At 62.6% G+C, this 1,065-nt stretch carries 1 pseudogene and 1 other annotated feature; the pseudogene reads left to right on the top strand.

Annotated elements, in window-relative coordinates:
• Positions 1-1,065 (top strand): annotated as a pseudogene (locus GD1_RS24910) (IS3 family transposase); the annotation flags it as partial.
• Positions 140-274 (top strand) — a sequence feature (AL1L pseudoknot). (Overlaps the previous pseudogene by 135 nt.)

Here is a 1,065-nt window from a genome sequence, read left to right as displayed (position 1 = left end):
CGGTGCGCCGGTGGGCGGTGCAGGCCGAGGTCGATGGGGGCCGGAGGCCCGGGGCCAGCAGTACCGAGCTCGCCGAGCTGAAGCGTTTGAAGGCCGAGAACAAGCGGTTGCGTGAGGACGTCGAGGTGTTGAAAGCGGCGACGTCTTTCTTCGTGGGGGAACTCGACCCCCGCAATCGATGATCATCAGCTTCATTGATGAGATGCGTACCAAAGGTGTTGCGGTCGAGTCGATCTGCCGAGTCCTGTCTGAGCAGGGCTGTCAGATCGCCGCACGCACCTATCGGGCCTGGCGGTCGCGTCGGCCTGCCGGACGCACCCATTCCGATGCGGTGACGGTGGACAGGATTCGTGATATCGCTTGGCGGACCGATGATCGTGGGCGGCGTCGGCTGACGCCCGAAGGGCTGTACGGGCGTGAGAAGATGCGTGCTCTGCTGCACCGGACGTGCCTGCCGGGGGTGTCTGTCGGATCGGTTGATCGGGCGATGAAGGTGTTGGAACTCAACGGTATTCGTCGTTGTACGAAGATTCGGACGACGATCCCTGCAGCGGGTGGGAAACGGGCTGGTGACTTGTTGAACCGGGAGTTCACCGCGCCGGCCCCGAACCGGGTGTGGGTCACCGATTTCACCTATGTGCGGACCTGGCGGGGTTGGGTGTATGTCGCGTTGATCCTCGATGTGTATTCCCGCAAGATCGTGGCGTGGCATGCGTCTACGTCGAAAACGGTTGAGCTGGTGATGATTCCGCTTCGGATGGCGCTCTCGGAGCGGGAGCGGGAAGGTCGGCCGGTGGTGGCGGGCGAGTTGATCCATCACAGTGATGCGGGTTCGCAATATACGTCGTCGGCCCTGACGGGCACGCTTGATCTGGAATCGATCACCGCGTCGATCGGATCGGTGGGCGACGCCTACGACAATGCGCTGATCGAGTCGACGAACGGCCTGTACAAGACCGAGTGCATCCAGACCACGGTGTTCCACGCTGGGCCCTACAAGGACCTCTCGGACGTCGAATACGCGACCCTGGGTTACGTCGACTGGTTCAACTCGACTCGGCTGCA

This window comes from Gordonia desulfuricans NBRC 100010, from assembly GCF_001485495.1.
Lineage (GTDB): Bacteria > Actinomycetota > Actinomycetes > Mycobacteriales > Mycobacteriaceae > Gordonia > Gordonia desulfuricans.
The sequence above is the reverse complement of the archived record's forward strand: the minus strand, read 5'-3'. Positions and strand labels throughout refer to the sequence as shown.